General features: G+C 76.4%; 1 pseudogene. It reads right to left on the bottom strand.

The window, feature by feature from the left end:
• Positions 1-359: pseudogene (locus KDL01_RS47405) on the bottom strand (putative bifunctional diguanylate cyclase/phosphodiesterase); the annotation flags it as partial.
• Between the last annotated feature and the right edge of the window lie 26 nt (positions 360-385).

Raw genomic sequence — 385 nt, forward strand, 5'->3', positions numbered from 1 at the left:
TTCACCGACAGGATGCGGCTACCGGCGTCCGTCACCACCATGCCCTCGGCCGCGTTGTCCACCACCGTGGCCGCGAGCCGCTGGCGTTCGTCGGCCTGCGCCGCGCCCTGCGCCAGCACGGCGATCTCCCGGCCGCGCGCACGCCAGCGCCCCAGCGCCCAGACGCCGCAGCCCGCGGGCGCCAGCACGAACGCCGCCTCCAGCGCCATGCGCAGGCCGCTGCCGGCCGGCACCATCGCCTCGGCGCCCACCACCCAGGCGAGGCCGGCCGCGGCATACACGAGCAGGGCGGCGGGTATCCACCAGCCGGCCACTCCCAGGGGGGCGCTGCGGGGGACGGCCCCCTGCTCCTCTTGCATCAATTCCTTGCTCCGCGTTGCTGCGG

Origin of the sequence: Actinospica durhamensis (genome assembly GCF_018139695.1) — a bacterium.
GTDB classification, from domain to species: domain Bacteria; phylum Actinomycetota; class Actinomycetes; order Streptomycetales; family Catenulisporaceae; genus Actinospica; species Actinospica durhamensis.